At 42.1% G+C, this 18,377-nt stretch carries 17 protein-coding genes; 11 read left to right on the forward strand and 6 right to left on the reverse strand.

Translation table 11 applies throughout. The features are described from left to right. Positions 1–71: 71 nt before the first annotated feature. The 4 genes from F0249_RS09105 to F0249_RS09120 all read right to left on the reverse strand — a co-directional run bounded on the left by F0249_RS09105 (position 72) and on the right by F0249_RS09120 (position 4,132). On the reverse strand, positions 72–911 hold the full coding sequence (locus F0249_RS09105) for a DUF2861 family protein (RefSeq protein ID WP_171756459.1): 840 nt from the start codon (positions 909–911) through the stop codon (positions 72–74). Beyond that, a complete protein-coding gene (locus tag F0249_RS09110; RefSeq protein ID WP_171756460.1) occupies positions 908–1,558 on the reverse strand; it encodes a response regulator transcription factor in 651 nt (216 codons plus the stop codon). Before F0249_RS09110 ends, F0249_RS09105 begins: the two co-directional genes overlap by 4 nt. Next, positions 1,536–2,984: a DUF3404 domain-containing protein gene (locus F0249_RS09115; protein ID WP_171756461.1), complete on the reverse strand. Its 1,449-nt coding sequence runs from the start codon at positions 2,982–2,984 to the stop codon at positions 1,536–1,538. Before F0249_RS09115 ends, F0249_RS09110 begins: the two co-directional genes overlap by 23 nt. A gap of 200 nt (positions 2,985–3,184) precedes the next feature. Beyond that, positions 3,185–4,132 (reverse strand): LysR family transcriptional regulator, encoded by a 948-nt coding sequence (locus F0249_RS09120; protein WP_171756462.1) that lies wholly within the window; start codon positions 4,130–4,132, stop codon positions 3,185–3,187. A gap of 99 nt (positions 4,133–4,231) precedes the next feature. On the opposite strand from F0249_RS09120, the gene F0249_RS09125 reads away from it, so the two are divergent. The 4 genes from F0249_RS09125 to F0249_RS09140 all read left to right on the forward strand — a co-directional run bounded on the left by F0249_RS09125 (position 4,232) and on the right by F0249_RS09140 (position 8,767). Further along, positions 4,232–5,593 carry an MATE family efflux transporter gene (locus F0249_RS09125; protein ID WP_171756463.1) on the forward strand — a complete coding sequence of 454 codons (1,362 nt, stop codon included), beginning with the start codon at positions 4,232–4,234 and terminating at the stop codon, positions 5,591–5,593. 165 nt (positions 5,594–5,758) lie between these two features. Further along, positions 5,759–7,327: a murein L,D-transpeptidase gene (locus tag F0249_RS09130; RefSeq protein WP_171756464.1), complete on the forward strand. Its 1,569-nt coding sequence runs from the start codon at positions 5,759–5,761 to the stop codon at positions 7,325–7,327. 173 nt (positions 7,328–7,500) lie between these two features. Then, positions 7,501–8,049: a DUF882 domain-containing protein gene (locus F0249_RS09135; protein WP_017053957.1), complete on the forward strand. Its 549-nt coding sequence runs from the start codon at positions 7,501–7,503 to the stop codon at positions 8,047–8,049. A 64-nt stretch (positions 8,050–8,113) separates the two neighbouring features. Beyond that, complete coding sequence (locus F0249_RS09140; protein WP_017053956.1) at positions 8,114–8,767, forward strand: MBL fold metallo-hydrolase; 654 nt, start codon at positions 8,114–8,116, stop codon at positions 8,765–8,767. Between the two features lie 42 nt (positions 8,768–8,809). Here F0249_RS09140 and F0249_RS09145 read toward each other — a convergent pair whose 3' ends face one another. Further along, positions 8,810–9,586, reverse strand: coding sequence for a DUF2982 domain-containing protein (locus tag F0249_RS09145; protein ID WP_017053955.1), 777 nt, complete (start codon positions 9,584–9,586; stop codon positions 8,810–8,812). A gap of 232 nt (positions 9,587–9,818) precedes the next feature. Here F0249_RS09145 and F0249_RS09150 point away from each other — a divergent pair, with 232 nt between their 5' ends. From F0249_RS09150 to F0249_RS09175, 6 genes are all read left to right on the forward strand, one after another. Further along, a complete protein-coding gene (locus F0249_RS09150; RefSeq protein ID WP_171756465.1) occupies positions 9,819–10,187 on the forward strand; it encodes a MarR family transcriptional regulator in 369 nt (122 codons plus the stop codon). A 392-nt stretch (positions 10,188–10,579) separates the two neighbouring features. Next, on the forward strand, positions 10,580–11,677 hold the full coding sequence (locus F0249_RS09155) for a TRAP transporter substrate-binding protein (protein WP_017053953.1): 1,098 nt from the start codon (positions 10,580–10,582) through the stop codon (positions 11,675–11,677). Between the two features lie 219 nt (positions 11,678–11,896). After that, positions 11,897–12,448, forward strand: a complete 552-nt coding sequence (locus tag F0249_RS09160; protein ID WP_171756466.1) for a TRAP transporter small permease subunit — start codon at positions 11,897–11,899, stop codon at positions 12,446–12,448. 12 nt (positions 12,449–12,460) lie between these two features. Further along, a complete protein-coding gene (locus F0249_RS09165; protein ID WP_113797275.1) occupies positions 12,461–13,744 on the forward strand; it encodes a TRAP transporter large permease subunit in 1,284 nt (427 codons plus the stop codon). 131 nt (positions 13,745–13,875) lie between these two features. Continuing rightward, positions 13,876–15,225 carry a cache domain-containing protein gene (locus F0249_RS09170; RefSeq protein WP_171756467.1) on the forward strand — a complete coding sequence of 450 codons (1,350 nt, stop codon included), beginning with the start codon at positions 13,876–13,878 and terminating at the stop codon, positions 15,223–15,225. A 3-nt stretch (positions 15,226–15,228) separates the two neighbouring features. Then, complete coding sequence (locus tag F0249_RS09175; RefSeq protein WP_136993825.1) at positions 15,229–15,870, forward strand: response regulator transcription factor; 642 nt, start codon at positions 15,229–15,231, stop codon at positions 15,868–15,870. A gap of 51 nt (positions 15,871–15,921) precedes the next feature. On the opposite strand, the gene F0249_RS09180 is transcribed toward F0249_RS09175, so the two are convergent. Next, a complete protein-coding gene (locus tag F0249_RS09180; protein WP_017053948.1) occupies positions 15,922–16,398 on the reverse strand; it encodes a MarR family winged helix-turn-helix transcriptional regulator in 477 nt (158 codons plus the stop codon). A gap of 392 nt (positions 16,399–16,790) precedes the next feature. Between F0249_RS09180 and F0249_RS09185 the strand changes: the two genes are divergently transcribed. Continuing rightward, positions 16,791–18,362: a BCCT family transporter gene (locus tag F0249_RS09185; RefSeq protein ID WP_017053947.1), complete on the forward strand. Its 1,572-nt coding sequence runs from the start codon at positions 16,791–16,793 to the stop codon at positions 18,360–18,362. Positions 18,363–18,377: the final 15 nt, after the last annotated feature.

Consider the following 18,377-nt stretch of genomic DNA (forward strand, 5'->3'; position numbering starts at 1 on the left):
AAGGTAGAGCCTATTACAGCGAACTTCGATCAATGCTTTGTCACCTATTTGTCTCTATCAAGCAGTTGAATCTAGTTTGATGTCGGTTTCGCCAGATTACTCTTAAACGGAAGTGCAACTCTCTGGATATATGAGATTTGTAATCGACCTTGATATTCGGTGAGCTCCACTGCGGCACTTAAATGATGAGCTTGAGATGGAAAGGGGCTTATTGTTGGTAGTTCTGCATTATTACTGCCGATCGGGATTTTGTTTCCAAGCATGTTGTACTGCCCGTCAAACCATTGCCAATTTACGTTTGTTCTCGGGCAACCCGTTATATTCTCAGGAGAGGATACAGAGAGCGTCTGCTTTCCGAGTGCATTTTCGACTTTAAGCCAACGAATATTGCGACCAAGGGAAGCAACGATAGGATAAGTGTCTTGGTCTACCTTTAGGATATAGACACCAGAGGACGGTGTTACAAGCATCTCCTTTGTTTCGAACTCTTGATACTCTGCTAGCTCTGAAAAATGCCTGCTAATTAAGGTTTTTCCTGTCGGAGATAGTAAGGAGACGTCTTGTTTTACAATGTTTTTTTCTGTCGATATCTTGATCTGATAGCCTTGTGAAGCCAAACCAAAACGTCGAATGAAACTAATCTGGATATCAGACTCCGGGCTGGAGGAATCATCCAAACCTTTACCACACTCAGTTTGAGCGACAATCTCATTTTTCACTGGTAACCAATATTGGCTGCTGAGTGAATGTTGGCTAACGGCTATTTTTAACTCTTCCCATGCCAGTTTAGGCTGTCCATCAATCATCGCTTGGTAAGTATGCTGTAATGGGGTGTCACTGAACCACGCCGCTTGAGGCGAGAGGGGAAGTGTTAACCCGAAAATAAAACAGCTCAATGTTTTGATTCTCATTTTTCTACCTCAAGTAAGCGGTAACCCACACCACGATGAGTCTCAATGTTTAATGTCGGTAGTTTTTGGCGCAGTCGAAGAATATGGTTATCAACCGTTCGAGTACTTGGGAACGCTTGGTAGCCCCAAATTTTATTTAACAGTTCATCGCGGTGAAAAACACGTCCTTGATTTTGAATGAAGAGAACAAGTAATTGAAACTCTTTCGGTTTCAGTGTCACTGGTGTTTCATTATAGAGCGCAATACGCTCAGCGAGTTGCAGTTCGATATTCGAGTAATAAAGCTGACAAGTGCCAAGTGGGCGGAGTTGAGAAATGACTCTTGCCATTAACTCTTCGTTTGAGAAAGGTTTCGTCATGTAATCTTTCGCGCCTGCCATTAGCCCTTCTACTCGTTGTTCGACATCCACTTTTGCGGTCAAAATAATCACCGGTAACGCTTTAAGTAATAGCCAATTTGAGAGATGTTGCAGGCTATCACCATCACTTAATTGTCGATCAAGAATGATGAGATCGGCGCGAAACCATAAAGCCTCTACGCCACTCGATTGTTTAGCCCAGAGACAACCATACCCATTGGATTTGAATAAGTTGACCAGACCTTGCCCTAGGAGTTCATCATCTTCAATCAGTAGAATGGTATTCATACGGTATCTCCAATATACAGCGGGTAGGGTGACGTAGAATCGTGAGCTTACCGTCTACTTTTTTGATCAAGTGCTCCACAATATTGAGCCCAATTTTCATGTTTTTGTCATTGTGTTTTGGCTTCAAGCGAGACAAAAATAAGTGAATAGGTGAGGGGAACTCACCTTGGTCTTGTACTTCGATGATTAACGTATCGGCTATCTCTACTGAGACCAAAACTTTTCCTTTGCCGTGTTGTTTGGCATTTTTAATCAAGTTTTCTAGACAGATGGATAGCCAATAGTAGGGAAGAACTAATTCAATATCTTGGTTAAGCTCAAATGAAATATCATGTTTGTCGCATACATGGTGAAGCCATTCTTCAACGGATGCATTTTGCTTTAATAGCTGTTGTGACTTATCTCCACCTAGATAAACATTACTGTTCTCGGTGAGTTGAGATAGCCTCTGGTAGTCGGACATTAGCCGCCATACCGCACCTTGGCTCGATTCAGTAAGGTTATCGAAATCGTTACGAAACATCTCAACGGTTAACCCCAAGCTAGTAATGGGCGTTCGTAATTCATGAGTCAGCAGTTGTAAAATGAAACGTTTTTCTTTGCGCTGCCTGTGCTTTAAATAGCTGCTGCGGATAACGATGAGCACGATGAATATGATCAGTACTGATGATAAAATAACTAGCGATGATTGAGAGTACGAGCGTTCATTTATACATAAATTGCTATAGCGGATCGTACAGCTATCGCCTTTTAGGGTGATCTTCATTTTATCAGCGATAGACTGCCAATGATGGTATGTCACTTGCTTCCATCCTTGCTCCCCATTTAGCCATAAAGTGTCGCCTTCAAGCCATGCTCGATAACCGTTGAGTAGAGCTTCTCGTCCTTGTGGCGATAGCGCTTGTAAGGTTTCATGGCGAGGGTGTTGCGGATTGACAATACTGAGGTAATTTCTGATCGTTTTGTCTACGATCGGTTTGTGTTGATTCGTCGCTTTATTTTTATTTGTCGCTTTATTATTGCCGATATGCTGAAGATAACGATCGGCAAAGCTTTGTCCCGCAGGGTGTAAAATAGTGTGGGTGGAGAACCAATCAGAGTGTAGTGTTCGCCCTTCACACAGTGCTAATTCAAATTCAACCGCATCCGCTAAGCGTTTATTGGCATATTCCTTGGTTGAACAATCGGTTTTGATAGATGCCAGTAGCTCGATATCTTGCCAGCTGAAGGATTCAAAGTTGGGATAGCGTGATTGATCCACCAGCAGATCGGGAGAGTATTGGCTTAACTGCTGTTGAGATATGGCCAAAGGAGAAGATTGCCAGTTCTGCTGATAAAATTTTTGCCACTTTTCCTGCACAGTTTGAGCGTAAACCGTCATAGGGAATAAAAGTGTAAAACCAAGGGCGAAAATGCTCCAGCGCATGAGTCTCTCTTATTGACGGTTATCTAGAGGATTGATTACTTACTAAAAGTCATAACAGGCTTAAGGCAATTAGGGATTCAAGAATTACGAATTTTAAACGCTTTTTGACTAGGTTTGTAACCTCTTTGTCAACAAATCATAGATTCACGACTTGTGATGATCTACTGACTAGTCGATGAATTGAATTCGAAGATAACGTGTTACTTAAATGATTTATTCCAACCATACTTATTTGCTAATCGGTTAAGTCTGTTTAGCTCTTCTTCAGTTTCCGCTTTAATCCATTCCACCAGATCATCAACAATCGAAGATTGAGATCGGGAATAACAAAAGTATTGCCAAGCACTGTGTTGTACTTGAACGTGCTCAGGGCAAATTAAATATTCGCGCTCTAATTCAGGCAGGACGAGTAGCAAATCTGTAACGGTAACACCTTGCCCTGATAAACATGCACTCAACGCAAGATCAAGCGTAAAGAAAGTGGTATTTCGAACTTTACGAGTATCGTTATGCCCTGACTTTTTTAGCCATGATTTCCAATCTTGATGGTCCAGAGTCGGGTGCAGTCTAGGCATTGTTGTGATGGCATTAATGTCATTTTGCGTTGTGGTGAGGTTCTGAGCGCAAACGGGAGCCATATACTCTTCTCGCAGGTATTGAATATCGACACGGTTCTTATATCGATTTCCTACGCGAGTATTGAATATGAGGAGATCATAGTCGGTGGACTCAAGGCTCTCATCTTCTTCCATTGAAGGAATAATGACGATTTCATGGTCTGGGTACTTTTCATTGAGTCGCTGAATTTTAGGGATCAGTGAGCGAGTGGCATAACTTAAAGCCGCTTTAATGACGATTTTCTTCTGCTTGTTATGTTGCCATGAAGCAATCAAGGACTCTAAAGATTGGTAGTGCTTTTCAAGTAAAACCTGTAACTCACGCCCTTGTAGCGTCAACTCAATCGATCGATGACGACGAACAATCAGAGATGCTTTTGCTTCATCTTCTAACAATTTTATCTGCCGACTCACAGCACTTTGCGTGACATGAAGCTCTTTTGCCGCCAACGTGAAGCTGGTCAGCCTTGCAACCGCTTCAAAGACTTTGAGGCTTTTATGTGAATAGGGCAGGTTAGGATATGGCGTCATAATATCTCGCATGAGTTTAATGAATGCCAGAGTCGCATAAATGTAAATTGAACACCAGATGCTAACTCGATATTTTGGCAACAATTATCAGAGGCATTTATGAAAAAAATCTTATCTTTAGCTCTTCCTTTAATTTTCTCTCAGCTCATCGGTATGGCGTTAGTGTTAACCGACGTATGGATGATGTCTAGATTGAGTGTTGCAGACCTTGCTGCTGGTGGCTTGGGTGCTTCGGTGTACTCGTTTGTGTTTATCATTGCTGGCTGTATTGTTGGTTGTGTCGCAAACCTGATAGCTATCGCTTACGGTCAAAGTGTCGCTCGACCTGAATTTGGGTTTCAGCAGATACGCTACGCGATCAAAGGTGCGGTCATGTTATCGGTGCTGCTGACATTCGTTCTCAATGCCAGTTTCGCATTTGTACCAGATTTATTACGCCAAGCAAGCCAAACCCAAGATGTGATTAGTATTGCGATGGTCTATTTAGGAACGCTGAAGTGGGCAATGCTACCAACCCTATTACTTCTTGTGCTGAGGGGGTTAACCAGCACGTTTGGTGACGCTCGCTCAGTTCTGGTGATGTCCATTGTCACCGTATTGCTGAATGTGCCATTGAGCTATTTATTAGCTTTCGAATTGGATTGGGGGATTTCAGGGCTTGGCGCAGGCACTTCGTTATCGGCTCTGTTTGTGTTAATCGGTTACTCTTTCTGGGTATTTAGACGCTCAACTTACTATCGTTTTGCGCCTTGGCTCAATTTAGATGAGTACTCGCTTAAGCTGATGAATCCACTTTTGGTGATGGGGATGCCTATCGCTATTGCGGGCTTGCTAGAACACGGATTAATTTATGGTGGCACCTTAATGGCGGGCGTCATTAGTGTTGCATCGTTGGCATTACATCAAATCCTTTTACAATGCTTAAGTTTTACATGGAGCATTAACTTTGGTTTCTCGCAAGCGGCCTCCATTCTTGTTGGAAAGGACTTTGGTGCGGGGAATCATCAAGGTATAAAAGAAACGGTTAAAAAAAGTTTCGTGATTGTGTCGGTACTGAGCGCAATTATAGCGGCAGTGTTTATGGCATGGCCTGGCGTGATTGCTGGGTTCTTCCAATTGAATGATCCAGCGGCTAGTGGCGACTCTGATTTAACCTTGATGTTGTCGTCGCTTCTCTGGGTTGTCGCGTTATGTTTTGTTGCGGATGCATGGCAGTTATTAGCGATTAATTTATTGCGTGGGATGAAGATCGTATTGATGCCGACGGCGTTAACCGCTGTGGGTTATTGGGTGTTTGGTCTTCCTGCTGCATGGTTACTCATGCGCGATTATGGCTTGGCAGGCATTTGGGGTGGCATTGGAATTGGTCTTGCGGCAACAGGCGTGCTTTTACTGTTCCAGTTAATGATGATCTTAAAATCAAAAGGGGATGAGTCTGATCTAGGTATGGCCACAAGTTAAATGCACTTATTCATATAAATGTATATCTGAGGCGGTTGAGCGAAGGTTGAGAACTAGTTCTAAAGGATGAATTTGATCATTCAAATCTATTGATGAAATAAATCTCCTATCAGCTTGTCATTTCTTTGCCATACTAAAGAAATGGCGAGCAAGGTAGGGGCAAACATGAAATTCAAAATAGTACTGCTGATGTTTTGCGCCTTATTTTCAAATGTTAGTTCTGGTGTAAGTGTGACGCTTGAACGATTTGAAAATATGAGATGGATAGAGCCGAGTTCGAATATCTCTTCAGTATTGGAGTTTCCTGAACTCGTAGATGATATCTACCGACAAAATAATGATATGTTGGTTTGGTATAATGAAGAGACAGTCAGCCAATTTGAATTTCAATTGGACTTGATTGATCGCGCCAAAATCAGTTCTCTTTTTTCTCATCAATTGCGTTATTTACGATATTACAAAAGCCAAGGCCGTTGGTTTGAATATGATTTATTAGCCACAGATACCTTGATTCTCTATCTTAGCTATAGTCAAAATGCGCGAGAAAACGGAAAGCTATGGTTTTTTGATTCGAAAGTCTCCTCTTCTTTACTACCGCCCTCCACAGGTAGTATGTCTTCGCTGATTCATGCGGTAAATTCGGCGCAATTGCCTGAATTTATAGCGAATTTAGCGCCGCCTATTGAAGAATATTCGCTTTTTTTATCCTCTTATCAGCATTTAGAAAGCCAATTGGGCAATGATGTGCCGAGTTATTACCAAATAGGCTTGAAGCGAGAAGGTGATATTCTGGTTGATCGCAGCATTTTACTCGACCGCTTAGCCATTGTTGGACTCGACTTGACGATGGTGGATGAATCGACAAATCAATTTGATCGGTCCTTAGTTAAGGTGGTTAAGCTTTTCCAACACATGCATGGTTTAAAGGCGGATGGGATTATTGGCTCTAAAACTCTGAAATGGCTGAATTTAAGCCCCAAAGAGCGAATTCAGTTATTGGCCATTAATGCTGAGAGATCTCGGATGTGGCCTAAAAACCGAGAGTCGATCATTATGGTGAATGTCCCAGATTTTAATATGAGCTACTGGTATCAAGGGCAAGAAGTTTTTGAATCCAAAGTTGTGGTTGGAAGAAAGTCGCGTAAAACACCATTAATGGAAGCAAAGCTTGATTCCGTCATAATGAACCCCACTTGGAATGTGCCATGGAAAATCATGGTGAAAGACATTATTCCTAAAGTGAAAAGAGATCCAGAATATTTAGTGCGAAACAATTTTCAGATCATCGAAGGCTGGAATTCACACGTCGAGATTGACCCTGCTGAGATAGATTGGGCGACGGTTAACCCAAATGCATTTCCATACAGAATGAGGCAGCTATCGGGTGATCGTAATGCCTTAGGCTTATACAAGTTTAATACGCCAAATAAGCGAGCGATTTATCTTCACGATACCCCCAGTAAAAATCTGTTTAACAGTGAAGTAAGAGCATTCAGTTCAGGTTGTATCAGGGTGGAGCATGCCGATAAGTTTGCCTCCCTCTTATTAGAAACCCAAGGTGTGCCGAGTCAAGAATTATTGGTGAGCACTGAAGAACCTGCCAATACCTCCATTCGGTTAAAACGTCGCATTCCAGTGCATATCATCTATCAAACGGTGTGGTTCGAGGGCGGCCAGACTCATTACCGTGATGACATCTATCACTATGATGAGGTTGCAGCGACAAAAGGGTGATGATTGACTAAAAAATGACAATTGCAGTAAGCAATGAATTTTTCCATTCTGTTCAATAATTAAGCGTTAAAAACCGTTGAAACTTGGCTGAATCGGTCATTTTTTACGTTTGACGCTAAAAATTCCTTTCTGTAATGTCCGTGTTTCCATTAATACGCGGTACAAATTTCAGTATGTCTCAATCTTTATTTTCTCGTCGAGAGTTTATTCGCTTAGCGGGTAGCGGGCTCGTTGTTGCCTCTTTAGCACCACGATTAGCTCAGGCTTCTTATCCTGATAAACCACGAACTATAGCTATGAATAACCTACATACTGGTGAGTCATTAGAATCATGTTACTTCAATGGTCAAGATTATGTGGCGTCGGAGCTCGGTCGCTTGAATCATATTTGTCGTGATTTCCGTAGGAATGAAGTTTTCGCGATGGATAAGAATCTTTTCGAACAGATCAATCAAATTCAAACGTTACTGGGTACACAAGCTGAGGTGCAGATCATCTCTGGCTACCGTTCGCCAGCCACAAATGAAGCATTGCGTTCAAAATCAAGCGGAGTGGCTAAGAAAAGTTTCCATATGTTAGGTCAGGCGTTAGATTTCCGTTTGGATGGTGTGAAACTGAGCCACGTTAGAGAAGCGGCAATGACACTGAAAGCGGGTGGCGTTGGCTATTACCCAAAGAGTAATTTTGTTCATATTGATACAGGGCCTTCACGGGCGTGGTAACCCTTGTCAAAGTAAAATTCTAATGTCATAGTTCCCGCAGTATCGTGTATTGGAAAGGTTTTATATGTCGTTAAAGTACCAAGTTGTTCCTGTAACTTCGTTTTCTCAAAATTGCTCTATTGTTTGGTGTGATGAAACAATGGAAGGTATTGTTGTCGATCCCGGTGGTGATGTTAAGCAGCTCGCGGTTTTGATTGAAGAGTTAGGCGTTAAAGTCGTCAATATTGTACTTACGCACGGTCATCTAGATCATGTCGGCGGAACTGAGCCACTTGCGGATATTTTAAAAGTGGAGATCATCGGCCCACATAAAGCGGATAATTTTTGGCTGCAAGGCTTAGAAAATCAGAGTCAAATGTTTGGTTTCCCGTTAACAGAAGCGTTTGAACCACATCACTGGCTAAATGATGGTGATGTAGTGAAGTTTGGTAATGAAAGCATTGATATTTTGCACACACCGGGTCATACCCCAGGTCATGTCGTGCTATTCAGTGATTCTGCAAAAACGGCTTTTGTTGGAGACGTTCTATTTAATGGCAGTATTGGTCGTACCGATTTCCCACAAGGCGATCACGCAACCTTGATTAATTCGATCAAGACAAAATTGTGGCCGCTAGGTAATGAGGTGAAATTTGTTCCGGGACATGGACCGGAATCCACATTTGGTCGTGAACGAGTGTCAAATCCATATGTGGCAGATGAGATGCCTATTTATTAATCAGGGTAAATATTTAGAAAGGAGGCCATTGAGTCTCCTTTTTTATTCGGTTTCTAAATGGCTATTAAAAACGGTGGGATCTTCTTCAGCGCTTGCTGCAGCCAAATATCGACGAGCCAAGCCTACAAACTCATCTGCATCTCTATCTAAATCCGCAACCGCAATGAAAACATCGTAATCATAGTAGTTACGTTGGTATTTCATCCTATTCGCCAACATTCCGAGTAACCCCGAATAAACCTCACCGTGGCTATTTTTGTAGGGGCTGGAATCTAACACGATATCTTCAAATTCAATGAACTTACGTTTCGCCTCCTTTCTAGAGTTTGACTTTAATTGACTATTTTGACGTGCCATGCGGTTTTGTTGATCCCTTAGGTTTTGGCGAGCGCCCAAGTAGAGAAGCGCACGTTGAGTGAGCAGAATGTCACTTGCCACTCGAGGGCAGATACTATTGAGGTAGGGGGAGTAGTGTTTCAGTTTTATCCCAACCCAAGGAAGAGGTTGGTGCCAGCCATCAACATGATGAGTACATACACCGATTTTTTCGATATTAGTCCATTTTACCACCCAGCCCCCTTTGTAAAGGTGTTGCTGGAAGTGAGTGGAGGTAAGGGTATAGGCGACTCTGCTTTTCGCGATCACTAGGTAACTGAAGCCTAAAATACCCAACATAACGGCGAGGGTTAACAGTGTTTGTTGCCAGCCTGTCGATAATCCGATTAAAAAGAAAACGATGACAAAGATAATCCCTCCAATAAGTTTAGCCATGGAAGATTCAAGATTAAAATTATGATTACTTAATTGTAGAGTTTGCATCATTCACCCTATGTCATATTTATACGGCTTACAAATAAGGCATGTTTTTACATCCAGTATGCATTGCTGATAACGGTGGCCTTGTAGTATAAATAATAGACGCTTCTGCGCAAAGTACGCATTTTTCGTCGTCTTTCGTTGCTTGACCCTACAAATCGTTTCCAAATTTTGGTATAAATCGCGCTTCAAATTTTCACCACTGCGTTATGGCAGTGAACTGGAGAAACATTCAATGAGACTTGCTCATAAGCGTAAAGTGCAGGCTAAACTGCAAAAACGCATTAAAGCGTCAGTGGCAAACTTAGCAACTGCGCCTAAAACAGCAAAGCCTGTAGCGGTAAAGCCAGCAGTAGAGAAAAAAGTAGCAGCAGTAGTAACTAAAAAAGTTGACGTTGCACTAACTCCTAAGCAGCAACAAGTTCTAGATATTGTTGTAAGCAATGCTGATGGTATCAACCCTAAAAGTATCGGCCTAGCGGCTGGCCAAGAAGAAGCAAAAGCGGGTTCTTGGGCAACAGGTGCATTGAAAAAACTTCTAGAAGAAAACTTAGTCGCTAAAGAGCAACTTGCAGGTAACAAAGTTATCTACAAAGCAGTTTAATTTTACTCTCTGCTCTGCATAAGTTTTAAACCCCGTCTATCGGGGTTTTTTTATGCAACATATTTACCTCCCTTCCAAATTACGGCTATAAAATTACCTCTGTCACAACTTAGTAAAATAACCTCAACAATTGAATGTAAGTAAATACTTAAGTGCTATTTACATCGAGCTGTATATTTGGATTTTCTAACTCAATGATATTTTAGACTTATATTTCAGATTTTGATTTTGTCCTACGTATTTATACTTAATACTATTGTCTAATACCTAGATGTAAGCTGGTTTTACTGCGTGGTCTCGCTGATTTTTTATTTTGATTTTCTATTCCATTGTAAAGGTGCACGAAGACACTCTGAGGTATGAGTGTAAGAAACCTAACCAAGGACGTAAGAATGAGTTTGATAAAGAAATCTATTAAGCGAGCCATTACCAGTGGTGTTGTTATTGCTGCTACATGTGCTGCGTTAGTCTCAACGACAGCCTCTGCTGCTGATAAAGTTTATCGTTTGAAACTTGCAGAAACATGGGGACCGAACTTTCCAATTTTTGGCGATGCCACAAAAAACATGGCTAAAATGGCTGAAGAGATGTCGAATGGTCGTTTACAGATCCGCATCGATTCATCAAACAAACATAAAGCACCTCTTGGTGTGTTCGATATGGTGAAATCTGGTCAATACGACATGGGGCATTCAGCGTCTTACTACTGGAAAGGGAAGGTGCCTAATACGCTGTACTTTACTTCGATGCCTTTTGGTATGTTACCGACAGAGCAGTACGCATGGTTCTACTACGGTGGTGGCATGGAGTTGATGGAGAAAGTGTATTCAAAACATAAACTGCTTTCATTCCCAGGTGGTAATACAGATACCCAAATGGGCGGCTGGTTTCAAAAAGAGATCAACAGTGTTGATGATTTGAAAGGTCTTAAAATGCGCATCCCTGGGTTTGCTGGTGAAATCCTTGCCGAGTTAGGGGCTAAGCCTACGAATATTGCCCCTGGAGAGTTATATACCTCTCTAGAGCGTCGTACGATTGATGCATTAGAGTGGGTGGGGCCATCTCTGGATTTACGAATGGGCTTTCACAAAATTGCTCCTTACTACTACACAGGTTGGCATGAGCCGGGAACTGAGTTGCAGTTCTTAGTAAATGAACGCACATGGAAAAAGCTTCCGGATGATTTGAAAGCTATATTGAAAATAGCAATGAAGACCGCCGCTTACGATATGTACACTCAGTCTAAACACGAAAGTGGTAAAAACTGGGCGTCGATTCAATCTGAATATCCAAACGTTCAGGTTAAAAACTTCCCAGATGAGGTAATGGCAGCTTTACGTGAGGCGAATGGACGCTTATTGGCAGAGCACGCAGCAAAAGATGCTTTAGCGAAAGAGATTCAAGCGTCTCAGGCTGATTACATCAACCAAGTTCGACCATGGTCAAACATATCTCATCGCGCATATTTAAACAGCCAAGCTCAACAATAAGAGCCCGCTGAATCATTTCTAAATCGTCGGTGTAGGGGTTTCCTACACCGCAAAAGCCCAAGAACCCTTTTACATTGGCGAATGCCGCTTGAACCGTGATCGCTTTTATATTGGTTTATATAGTCTCACTGGCGCGATGAATTTTGGCCAGTTTGCTCTGAGTATCAGTACTTGAATATAAGCACATAAATATAAGTTAGAGCCTAGTCATGCAGTTCCATGGAGTCGGATATGAGAAACCTGATTTATATTGAGAGATTGTTTAACCGGATCGGAGATTTCCTCGGATGGTTATCCAGCATTCTATTCATTTTACTACTTGCGAATGTCGTGTACGACGTCGTAATGCGCTACGTATTCAATGACGTGTCGATTGGATTTCAAGAGATGGAGTGGCATCTGTTTTCGGCTGTCTTCTTACTTGGGGTGCCATACGCGATTAAATCTGGCGGCCATGTTCGCGTAGATGTCTTTTATGAGCGTTTGTCATTTAAAGCACAAGCGATCATCGATGTTTTAGGTACCATCGTCTTTCTATTTCCTTTTTGCTTGCTGGTGGCTTGGTACGGTGTTGATTTTGCAAAAGAAAGTTATTCACTTGGAGAAACATCAGGTGACCCCGGTGGGTTGCCATACCGCTGGATAATAAAAGCCATGATCCCATTGTCATTCTTCTTGATGGCGCTAAGTGGAATTGGACTGCTTCTGCATTCAATTAATAAGATCGTGAATCCGCACCTCATTCATGCTCAATCTGTTGACTCAAAGTAAAGGAATTACAAGATGATCGGTATCGTGATGTTTTTTGTAGCACTGTTCGCCTTGTTGTTGGGTTTTCCAGTAGCATTTACGTTTGGCGGCATTGCGCTTATTTTCGGTGTGTGGGCAGAAGGCATAGAAATGTTCGCTTTCATGCCATATCGAATTCAATCCATTATGGAAAACACCGTTCTAATGGCGGTTCCTCTGTTTGTTTTTATGGGCTTAGTCCTGCAAAAAACACGTTTAGCAGAGCAGTTGCTCGAATCAATGGGACGTTTATTTGGTGGCGTTCGCGGTGGTATTGCGATCTCCACAGTATTGGTTGGCGCGTTACTTGCCGCGTCTACAGGTGTCGTTGGGGCATCAGTGGTTGCGATGGGCTTGATATCATTACCTGTGATGCTTAAATATAATTACGACAAAGGCCTCGCTTGCGGCACCATCTGTGCGTCGGGCACGTTAGGACAAATCATTCCACCGTCGATTGTATTGATTCTGCTCGGTGATGTATTGGGCGTACCTGTTGGGGATCTTTTCCAAGCGGCAATTTGGCCGGGCGTGATGCTGGTTGGGGCGTACATCGTTTATATTCTTATCTATGCAAAGATGAACCCAGAAGCAGCACAGTGCATTGAGCGTGATGAGTCAATTAGTCGAAAAGAAGAGGTGTTCAAAGCGTTAAAAGCAGTGATTCCACCACTCGCGTTGATTATTGTCGTGTTGGGTTCGATCTTCGCTGGTGTGGCGACGCCAACAGAATCTGCGGCTCTAGGTGGCGCCGGGGCAATCGTACTTTCGTTACTGTATCGACAGTTCAGCCTTCAAATGGTGTATGACGCGGCAAAAGAGACCGTAAAAGTGACGGCAATGGTATTTGCTATTTTGCTCGGTGCAACGGCCTTTTCCATGGCGTTTACATACACTGGAGGGGATTACCTTGTAGAAGAGTGGATGCTTGCCATCCCTGGTGACAAATGGGGCTTCCTGATAATCACCATGATCGTTATTTTGATTCTGGGATTCTTTATCGATTTCGTTGAAATTTGTTTCATTATTGTTCCAATCTTAGCTCCGGTGGCAGAATTGATGGGCATTAACATGGTGTGGTTTGCGATTTTGGTGGCGATGAATTTACAGACCTCATTCTTAACCCCTCCATTTGGTTTCAGTCTGTTCTACCTTAAAGGTGTTGCTCCAAAAGGGATCACAACGCGAGATATCTACCGTGGCGTAATGCCCTTCATTGGTATTCAAATACTCGTATTAGCTTCATTACTTATTTTTCCTGGTTTCTATGGAATGTGATCGCAATAGAGGTTACATGAGTTTATTTTCATAGATTGAAAATAAATTGTTACATTAGAACTGCTTACTACTATCAAGGTAGTAAGCAGTTTTCTTTTATCTGACAAAGAAAATCACCAGTGAGGAAAGGAATGCCTCTAAAAGCTAAATTGATTTTACTAACATTACTTCCGTTGATATTGGTCACCGCCAGTATTAGTTGGATCACCCTGCATCAAGCTAAAACACTCGGTGAGAATGAGATCAAAATCTTCCGCGAGAGTTTGATCCAATCGCGAGAAACCGCACTGAAAGATAGTGTCGATATTGCCTCTGACGCCATTTCACACATCTACCATAATTCAGCACCTGATGATGCCGAAGCTAAGCAACGGGTTCGGGATATATTATCGCGCTTGCGTTATGGTTCGGATGGTTACTTTTTTGCCTACGATGAGTTTGGTACTAATTTAGTGCACCCAATTCAGCCAGAATTGGTGGGGCAAAACTTACTGCATATTCAAGATCTCAATGGTGACTTTCTGATTGCAGAATTGTTGCATCAAGCTAAGAATGGCGGCGGGTTTCATCAATATTTATGGCAGAAACCGTCAACGGGTGAAACCGTCCCCAAACTCAGTTATGCAGCATGGTTAAGTAAGTGGGATTGGATGATTGGTACGGGGCTCTATATTGAAGATATCAGCCTCGAAGTTGCGAATATGCAGGCTGCGATCAATAAAAATATCGAAACGACCTTCTTCTCTATTGTGTCGATTCTTGGGGTGACCGTCGCGGTGATCATTGTTTTAACCTTAGCGATCAATTTACATGAACATCGCTTAGCGGATAAGAATTTAAAAGAGTTGGCACATAAAACGGTCATGTTCCAAGAGGATGAAAAGAAGCACTTAGCCAGAGAGTTGCATGACGGCATAAACCAACTGCTTGTCTCCAGTAAATGTCATTTAGAGCTGTTAGCGCATAAATTGAATGATAAAAAGTTGGCACTGCATATTGAGAAGTCACAACACTCATTGATGACGGCAATTTCCGAAGTTCGACGTATTTCGCATAACTTAAGGCCAAGTGCACTAGACGATATTGGCTTAGAAGCGGCGTTGAATACTCTATTACAAGACTACAAAGCTCACTCAAATATTGAAACGGAAATTCACTTTGAAACTCAGACAGGAAAGCTCAAATCAGAAGTCGCGACTACACTTTATCGAGTGGTTCAGGAATCACTGAATAATATCGAGAAGCATGCTCATGCAAAGAAGGTGACGGTAATACTGCAGCAATTTGGAAACCAGTTGCAGTTGATTGTTAGAGATGATGGGCAAGGGTTTAACCTAAATGTAGCCACTCACCGAAAAGGAATCGGTCTTAGAAATATGCGTGAGCGGGTAGAGTTCATGGGCGGGGAATTTGAGCTTATGAGCGAACAAGGGTTTGGAACAGAAATAACGGTGCTATTTAACTTAGATGGATTGGTGTAATCAATGGATGATAAAAAAATATCAGTAGTGATCGTTGATGATCATCAGGTTGTACTTGATGGTTTTATGGCTCGGCTAGAGTTAGAAACGGGTATTGAAGTGATTGGAACGGCAAGTAATGGCTTAGAGGCCGTTGATGTTGTCCGACAGTGCAAGCCTGATGTGGTATTGATGGATATCAGCATGCCAATTATGAATGGAATTGACGCCACGAGATTAATTCACGAAGAATCGCCAGACGCAAAAATATTGATGCTAACGATGCATGATAATCGGGAATACATCATGAAAGTGATGCAGACTGGAGCGGTTGGCTACATGCTCAAAGAGATTTCAGCCGAAAAAATGGTTCAAGCGATCAAAACTGTGAATCAAGGTTCTACCTATTTTTGCGAGTCGGTCACTCAAACACTGTTTACTCAACAGATCGAAACCAGTGCTCAGAAACCCAACCCTTTGAGTCGGCGTGAAGAGGCCGTGCTGAAATTGGTCGCTCAAGGTGCGAGTAGTAAGAAAATTGCAACGCTTTTAGGTATCAGTTATCGAACCGTTGAGACTCACAGGCAAAACATCAAACACAAACTTGATATTCACTCCACCGCGGAACTAGCTAAGTATGCTTTGGAAAAAGGGTTATCCAATTAAATAAAAAGGTCAGTGAATACACTGACCTTGAAGATGTTTTTTTGAAATGGTTTATTCTGGCTTAGTAATGCTGCCAATTTCAAGAATAGGGGCGACGTTATAGCCTTCGGCATTCATCATTGATGAGATACGCTGAACAGAAGAAAGTAGCAAACTCTGTTCCCACTCTTCAAGCTGTTGAAAACGATTAATGAAATGTTCCTGTAATGGAAGAGGCGCACTTTGTAGTAAAGATGTACCTGATTCAGTTAATTTGGCATGAACTTTACGTTTATCTTCGAGGCTACGTACACGCTCGATATAACCATTTCTCTCTAGGCGATCTAAAATAGTAGTAGCTGTCGCTTGACTCATATTGGTGTGATTAGATAACTGCTTAATTGTCACATTACCTAGCTCTTTGATAGCTCGAAGTAAAACTAACTGCGGCCCTGTTAAACCTGATTCTTTGCTTAGTTTTTTGGAGTGGAGATCAATTGCTCGAATGATTTGGCGGATTGATACCAAGACTTCTTCATGCTTATCCAATGTCTGAATTCCAATGTATGAGTGAGTGACATCAGGGAAATTACATCAATTCGATTTACATGAAAAGAGGTGAAATGATCAGTTTTCATTAATGAGGTGTACGACATAAGTGTATTGAGTGAATAAAGTTTAGAGTTCGAATAATTAAAGTAACGAAATATCGATCAATACCGTAATTAAATTTCCGATTATTGGTCGATAATTGAGCGGAAAATGGCGATATCTGACTGTTTTGTGTTGTTTATTAGGTTTTTAATGGCAGTAATGGTAACCTAATGGACGTTTTTGAAATGTAAATATATTAGTGATCTAAGTAAATTTCAGTGTGTGCGAGTTATTTTATTAAATGCCTCGTTGTACTAAAAATTATTTGATTGCTGAAGTGAGGAAGAATGCAAAAAGGGATAGATAAGTACAGTATTGACAGTACTGACTATACAGTAGGTCAAGATAATGTGCAGAAATGGGGTTTTGATGTTCATAACCCTGTATTCGGTGTGAGTGCGGGTTTCATTGCGCTATTTTTGATTGCTGCACTAGTTTTAGATGCAGAAACAGCAAAAGCGGCACTTGATGGAATTAAGTGGCAAATCATTGGTTCTTTCGACTGGCTATTCATCTGGTCAGGTAATATCTTTGTTATTTTCTGCTTGGCTCTCATTGTTTCACCATTTGGTAAAATTCGTTTAGGTGGTACGGACGCGGTCGCTGATTATTCATGGCTTTCATGGCTAGCGATGTTATTCGCAGCAGGTATGGGTATCGGCCTGATGTTCTGGAGTGTTGCAGAGCCTGCAGCGTACTATACCGGTTGGTATGAAACGCCACTCGGGGTAGAAGCAAATACTCCGGAAGCAGCTAAACTGGCACTAGGTGCGACTATGTACCACTGGGGTCTTCACCCTTGGGCTATTTACGGTGTCGTTGCGCTTTCACTTGCTTTCTTTACTTATAATAAAGGCTTACCGCTCTCAATTCGCTCAATCTTCTATCCTATTTTAGGTGACCGAGCTTGGGGTTGGGCTGGACATATTGTTGATATTCTTGCGGTGCTAGCAACTCTATTTGGTTTAGCGACTTCGCTTGGCCTTGGTGCACAGCAAGCGGCAAGTGGTATTCACCATGTTTTCGGTATTGAAGCCGGCATGGGATTACAAATTGCAGTCATTACCGTTGTGACGCTTCTTGCGGTTGTCTCTGTTATCCGTGGTATTGATGGTGGTGTAAAAGTTATCAGTAATATCAACATGATTATCGCATTTGTATTACTGGCTCTTGTTGCTCTCATTGGCTACGCAGTGACACTCGGTTCAATCCCAACAACAGTGATGGCTTACGTGGAAAATATCATTCCATTAAGTAACCCACATGGTCGTAGTGATGAAGCTTGGTTCCAAGGTTGGACTGTATTCTACTGGGCTTGGTGGATTTCATGGTCCCCATTCGTAGGTATGTTCATTGCTCGTGTCTCTAAAGGTCGTACGGTTCGTGAATTCATCACGGCAGTGCTGATTGTTCCAACAACTGTAACCATTCTTTGGATGTCAGTGTTCGGTGGCATGGCGATTGATCAAATACAAAATGGTGTTGGTGATCTAGGTACGAAAGGTCTTACAGATGTTCCACTAGCTATGTTCCAAATGTTTGATGTTCTACCGTACGGTACTTTGTTATCTGTGGTTGCTGTTGTACTGGTATTGGTGTTCTTCATTACATCATCAGATTCTGGTTCATTAGTTATCGATAGTATTACTGCTGGTGGTAAAGTTGATGCACCAGTTCTTCAACGTGTGTTCTGGGCATTCATGGAAGGTGCAATTGCGGTTGCTCTACTGTGGGTTGGCGGAACAAAAGCAATTGAAGCTCTTCAAGCGGGTGCAATTTCAACAGCCTTGCCATTCACATTTATATTGTTATTAATGTGCGTGAGCTTGTTGATGGGTATGCGTACCGAAAAGCGATAAAAAGCACATAATTGT

This window comes from Vibrio sp. 03-59-1 (genome assembly GCF_013114135.1).
Classification (GTDB): Bacteria; Pseudomonadota; Gammaproteobacteria; order Enterobacterales; family Vibrionaceae; genus Vibrio; species Vibrio cortegadensis.

Excerpts from the sequence above, each read along its gene's own strand:
- F0249_RS09120 (WP_171756462.1), bottom strand. The coding sequence starts at position 4,132 with ATGACGCCATATCCTAACCTGCCCTATTCACATAAAAGCCTCAAAGTC.
- F0249_RS09145 (WP_017053955.1), bottom strand. The coding sequence starts at position 9,586 with ATGCAAACTCTACAATTAAGTAATCATAATTTTAATCTTGAATCTTCC.
- F0249_RS09110 (WP_171756460.1), bottom strand. The coding sequence starts at position 1,558 with ATGAATACCATTCTACTGATTGAAGATGATGAACTCCTAGGGCAAGGT.
- F0249_RS09155 (WP_017053953.1), top strand. The coding sequence starts at position 10,580 with ATGAGTTTGATAAAGAAATCTATTAAGCGAGCCATTACCAGTGGTGTT.
- F0249_RS09185 (WP_017053947.1), top strand. The coding sequence starts at position 16,791 with ATGCAAAAAGGGATAGATAAGTACAGTATTGACAGTACTGACTATACA.
- F0249_RS09175 (WP_136993825.1), top strand. The coding sequence starts at position 15,229 with ATGGATGATAAAAAAATATCAGTAGTGATCGTTGATGATCATCAGGTT.
- F0249_RS09140 (WP_017053956.1), top strand. The coding sequence starts at position 8,114 with ATGTCGTTAAAGTACCAAGTTGTTCCTGTAACTTCGTTTTCTCAAAAT.
- F0249_RS09130 (WP_171756464.1), top strand. The coding sequence starts at position 5,759 with ATGAAATTCAAAATAGTACTGCTGATGTTTTGCGCCTTATTTTCAAAT.
- F0249_RS09160 (WP_171756466.1), top strand. The coding sequence starts at position 11,897 with ATGGAGTCGGATATGAGAAACCTGATTTATATTGAGAGATTGTTTAAC.
- F0249_RS09150 (WP_171756465.1), top strand. The coding sequence starts at position 9,819 with ATGAGACTTGCTCATAAGCGTAAAGTGCAGGCTAAACTGCAAAAACGC.
- F0249_RS09125 (WP_171756463.1), top strand. The coding sequence starts at position 4,232 with ATGAAAAAAATCTTATCTTTAGCTCTTCCTTTAATTTTCTCTCAGCTC.
- F0249_RS09170 (WP_171756467.1), top strand. The coding sequence starts at position 13,876 with ATGCCTCTAAAAGCTAAATTGATTTTACTAACATTACTTCCGTTGATA.
- F0249_RS09165 (WP_113797275.1), top strand. The coding sequence starts at position 12,461 with ATGATCGGTATCGTGATGTTTTTTGTAGCACTGTTCGCCTTGTTGTTG.
- F0249_RS09135 (WP_017053957.1), top strand. The coding sequence starts at position 7,501 with ATGTCTCAATCTTTATTTTCTCGTCGAGAGTTTATTCGCTTAGCGGGT.
- F0249_RS09105 (WP_171756459.1), bottom strand. The coding sequence starts at position 911 with ATGAGAATCAAAACATTGAGCTGTTTTATTTTCGGGTTAACACTTCCC.
- F0249_RS09115 (WP_171756461.1), bottom strand. The coding sequence starts at position 2,984 with ATGCGCTGGAGCATTTTCGCCCTTGGTTTTACACTTTTATTCCCTATG.